This window comes from uncultured Mycobacterium sp. (genome assembly GCF_964249325.1).
Taxonomy (GTDB): domain Bacteria; phylum Actinomycetota; class Actinomycetes; order Mycobacteriales; family Mycobacteriaceae; genus Mycobacterium.
Map to the genome: position 1 here is coordinate 1 of NZ_CAXUCH010000303.1, position 4,356 is coordinate 4,356.

The 4,356-nt window shown below is 66.7% G+C and carries 4 protein-coding genes and 1 pseudogene; 1 reads left to right on the top strand and 4 read right to left on the bottom strand.

Annotated features, from left to right (window positions below; all coding sequences use genetic code 11):
* Positions 1-2,166, top strand: a 2,166-nt coding sequence (locus tag ACFE99_RS23140; RefSeq protein ID WP_375488931.1) for an ATP-binding cassette domain-containing protein, incomplete at its 5' end; no start/stop codon positions are given.
* 3 nt (positions 2,167-2,169) lie between these two features.
* On the opposite strand, the gene ACFE99_RS23145 is transcribed toward ACFE99_RS23140, so the two are convergent.
* The 4 genes and pseudogenes from ACFE99_RS23145 to ACFE99_RS23160 all read right to left on the bottom strand — a co-directional run.
* Complete coding sequence (locus ACFE99_RS23145; protein WP_375488933.1) at positions 2,170-2,742, bottom strand: ATP/GTP-binding protein; 573 nt, start codon at positions 2,740-2,742, stop codon at positions 2,170-2,172.
* A complete protein-coding gene (locus ACFE99_RS23150; protein ID WP_375488935.1) occupies positions 2,723-3,097 on the bottom strand; it encodes a DUF742 domain-containing protein in 375 nt (124 codons plus the stop codon). Before ACFE99_RS23150 ends, ACFE99_RS23145 begins: the two co-directional genes overlap by 20 nt.
* 6 nt (positions 3,098-3,103) lie before the next feature.
* Complete coding sequence (locus ACFE99_RS23155; RefSeq protein ID WP_375488937.1) at positions 3,104-3,511, bottom strand: serine protease inhibitor; 408 nt, start codon at positions 3,509-3,511, stop codon at positions 3,104-3,106.
* A pseudogene (locus ACFE99_RS23160) lies at positions 3,508-4,356 on the bottom strand (ATP-binding protein); the annotation flags it as partial. The pseudogene ACFE99_RS23160 and the gene ACFE99_RS23155, both read right to left, overlap by 4 nt.

Below are 4,356 nucleotides of genomic sequence, written 5' to 3' on the forward strand. Positions count from 1 at the left end.
CCTCCGCACACCCCGCCGCCGCATCAACCCGTGTATCCGCCCAGCGGCGGGCAGCGGCCGGCCGCGTATTCGGGCAGCGGCGGGCATCCGCCCGCGTATCCGGGCAGCTCGCCGCAACCTGCGGCCGCAGCCGCGCCGAAGACCCAGATGGCACCGGCCGCAGCTAAGCCGCCCGAGGTCTCAAACCTTGCCACCAAGATGATCCAAGCTTTCCGGCCCAGCACCGCCGCGCCGGAGAAGCCAGCCGGCTCGCTCACCATCGGTCGCGCCACCGACAACGACATCGTCATCCAGGACGTCTTGGCGTCGCGGCATCACGCGTTTTTGGTGCAGTCGCCGCTGGGCACCGAGATCCGCGACGCTCGCAGCATCAACGGCACGTTCGTCAACGGGGTCCGGGTGGGGTCCGCGGTGCTGAACGAGAGCGACGTGGTCACCATCGGCAACGTCGACCTGGTTTTCACCGACGGCACCTTGGTGCGGCGTACCGAAGCCGCGGCCCGCACCGGCGGCCTCGAGGTGAACAGCGTGCACTTCAAGATCGACGGCAAGGAACTGATCGACAACATCTCCTTCACGGCTCGGCCCGGGATGCTCACCGCGATCATCGGCGGCTCGGGAGCGGGCAAGACCACGCTATCCCGGCTGATCGCCGGCTATACCCGCCCCAGCCAGGGTTCGATCACCTTCGAGGGTCACGACATCCACCGCGAGTACGCGACCATGCGCAGCCGAATCGGGATGGTTCCGCAGGACGACGTCGTGCACCGTCAGCTCACGGTCAACCAGGCGCTGGGCTACGCCGCCGAATTGCGACTGCCCCCCGACACCAGCAAGCAGGAGCGCGCCCAGGTCGTCGCCCAGGTGCTCGAAGAACTCGACCTGACCAAGCAGGCCGACACCCGGGTGGACCGGCTCTCAGGTGGTCAGCGGAAACGCGCATCAGTGGCGCTGGAGCTGCTCACCCAGCCGTCGCTGCTGCTGCTCGACGAGCCGACCTCCGGGCTGGACCCGGCGCTGGACCGTCAAGTCATGCTGATGTTGCGCCAGCTTGCCGATGCCGGCCGTGTGGTGCTGGTGGTGACCCACTCGGTGTCCTACCTCGACGTCTGCGACCAGATTCTGCTGGTGGCGCCGGGCGGCAAGACCGCGTTCTGCGGCCCGCCCGACCAGGTGGACTCGGCTTTCGGAACCCGGAACTGGGCGGAAATCTTCGCGAAGGTGGGCGCCGATCCCGACGAAGCCAATCGCCGCTTCCTGCAAAGAGCCAAGCAACGGCATGAGCAGCCGGTGCGAGTCGCGGAAGAACCCGGAGACCTAGGCGAGCCGGTGCACACCGATAAATGGCGCCAGCTGTCGACGGTTGCGCGACGCCAGGTTCGGCTCGTTCTCTCCGACCGTGGATACACGGTGTTCCTGGCCGTATTGCCGTTCCTCATGGGCGCGCTGTCGCTGACCGTGAAAGGGCCTAAACCGGGGCTTGGTTTTGCCGACCCAACGGGACCCGCACCTACTCAGCCCCAGTACATCATGGTGCTGCTCAACATCGGCGCCGTCTTCATGGGCACCGCATTGACCATCCGCGACCTGATCGGCGAACGCCCTATCTTCCGGCGAGAGCAGGCGGTCGGCCTATCGACAACCGCCTACCTGCTGGCCAAGGTCCTCGTTTTCTCCGTTTTCGCCACTATCCAGGCAGCGATCGCGACCACTATTGTTCGAATCGGCAAAGGCGCGCCCACCGCGCATCCGCCCTTCTTCGATAGCGCGACGTTTTCGCTCTTCCTCACCGTCGCCGCAGCCTGTGTCACGTCGGCGATGCTTGGCCTGCTGCTGTCGGCTCTCGCGAATTCCAACGAGCAGATCATGCCGCTGCTGGTGGTGTCGATCATGTCGCAATTGGTGCTCTGCGGCGGGATGGGGATTCCGGTGACCGGCCGGTTCGGACTCAACCAGCTGTCTTTTGTGACGCCCGCACGCTGGGGATTCGCCGCGGGAGCATCATCGATCGACTTCCCGCACCTGGTGAAAGTTCCGCAGGTTCCCACCGACGACAGGTGGTGGCAACACTCCAAGCACATCTACCTCTTCGACATGGCCATGCTCGCGGTGTTGTCGATCGTCTACGCCGGCTACGTGCGGTGGCACATCCGGCTGAAGCGCTAAAACTCAAGCGCTGAGGCTGGTAAGCGCGTACTCGCTGACCGCGATCAGCGCATCGGTCGCCGACCGGCGGTCGCGGGCGTCGATGTTGATGACCGGGATGCGCTCGGGCAGTGCCAGCGCTTTGCGTACCTCGTCAACCGGATACCTTGGCGCACCGTCGAATTCGTTGACCGCGATCAGGAACGGCAGTTGTCGGTGCTCGAAGAAGTCGACGGCGGCGAAGCTGTCTTCCAGGCGCCGGCAGTCGACAAGGATGACCGCGCCTATCGCTCCGCGTACCAGGTCGTCCCACATGAACCAGAACCGGCGCTGACCCGGTGTGCCGAACAGGTAGAGCACCAGATCCTCGTCGAGGGTGATCCGGCCGAAGTCCATCGCCACCGTGGTGGTGCTTTTGGCCGGGGTGGCCTCGAGCATGTCGACGCCGGTGGAGGCGTCGGTGACCATCGCCTCGGTGCGCAGCGGCATGATTTCCGAGACCGCTCCCACGAACGTGGTCTTGCCGGCCCCGAACCCGCCTGCGATGACGATCTTCGTCGAGGCGGCGTTGCGCCTCTCAGAGTGCTCGTAGGCCACGGAGCGTCCTTCCTATCAATTCGCGGCGTTCGTCTTTGGTGGATTCGTCGTTCAGAGTCGGCCGTACCCGAAGGTAACCGGCTGTCACCAGATCACCGACCAGGACGCGCGCAACGCCCAGCGGCAGATCCAGGCGGGCGGAGATCTCGGCGACCGAGGGGCTTTTCACGCACAGCTCGACGATCTTTCCTCGCATGTCGTGGGGCGGCCAGTTGTGAAATAGTGCCGACTGCAGCGTCTGCACCGGCGCTTCCAACGGAAGCTCGACGGTCGTGTTGGTGCGTCCAGCGGTCAGCGTGTACGGGCGGACCAGGCTCGCCTCATGCGCGCGTGGCGGTGGCTCGCGGCTGTCCATCGCGGCTCACGAGTGTAAGGGTGCCCGCCGCGACGACTGCACGACGCCGCCTACCCGTTCGACAAGGACGGCCATCTCGTAGCCGATCTGACCGATATCGCATGACGTCGCGGCGAGCGTAGCCAGGTGCGAGCCGTCACCGACCCGCATCAGGAGCAGATAGCCGTGTTGCATCTCGACCACCGACTGCAGCACCTGTCCGCCTTCGAACAGTTGGGCGGCGCCAGTCGCCAGGCTGGCCAGCCCGGAGGCGACGGCGGCTAGCTGATCGGCTCGCTCGCGCGGTAGATGCTCGCTGGAGGCCATCAGCAGGCCGTCGACGGACACCAGCACCGCATGCGACACGCCGGGGACATCGCGCGCGAAGTTGGACAGCAGCCAATCGAGCGAGTTGTCAGACGACGGGTAAGTCATTCGTGATCGGATCCTTCGGTTGTCTCACGGGCATGCGACCGTCCTGCGCGTACACCGCCGAAGTGGCTGCTGATGGAGGCGCGAATCGCATCGGGATCTCGCGGTGGCGCATGGTGCCGGCCGGAATGAAATCCGCCGTTCGATGCTACCCCGTTGCGCTGCTCGCCCCCGCGCTGCTCGGAGAACTCCGCCGTCCCGTTGGCCGGTGCCGTGTGCCGCGACGATGTGTCCGGTGCTGCGGCGCCGGGCACTAGGCGGGCACCGGGTTCTCGCACCGGCAGGCCATGGGCCGTGTGGGACTCGACGGGCACATTGTCGACCTCGGCAGCCGCCGACCACCCGTGGTCCCACACCGACTTCCAATCCAGGTCGGGGCTGCGCGCGATCTCGTGCGGATCGACCAGCCACTCCGACAACATCCGCTGGTAGATCACGTCCTCCTCAGGCAGCCCCTTGGCGGGCGCTGGGCTGTCCGGAGGGCGGGGCCCGCTCGGCGACTGGCCCCACCCAGAAGCCGCGTCGTCGTAAAGCGGAGGCGTTTCCTTGCTCGAAGGCCTCGCAACGTCACCAGCGGCCCGGGACCGCGATGCGAAGTACGCCGAGGTGTCAGAAGCCGCTTCGGCGGCAGCCTGTTTCGGCGCCTCCTCTGCGCCGGCCTCCCACCACGGCTCGGACCGCTCACGGCGCGGTCGCCGCTCGGGCTCTGCGGCGGCTGCGGCAGGCGGGGAGGAAACGCCCGTGATGCCGCTGGAGCCGGGCTTCCGCCGAGGCAGCAGCGTGGCCGGCGACTCGCTCGGGTACGACCCGTTGCGGTCGGACGGCTCGGCGAGCGCAGGAGTCCGTTC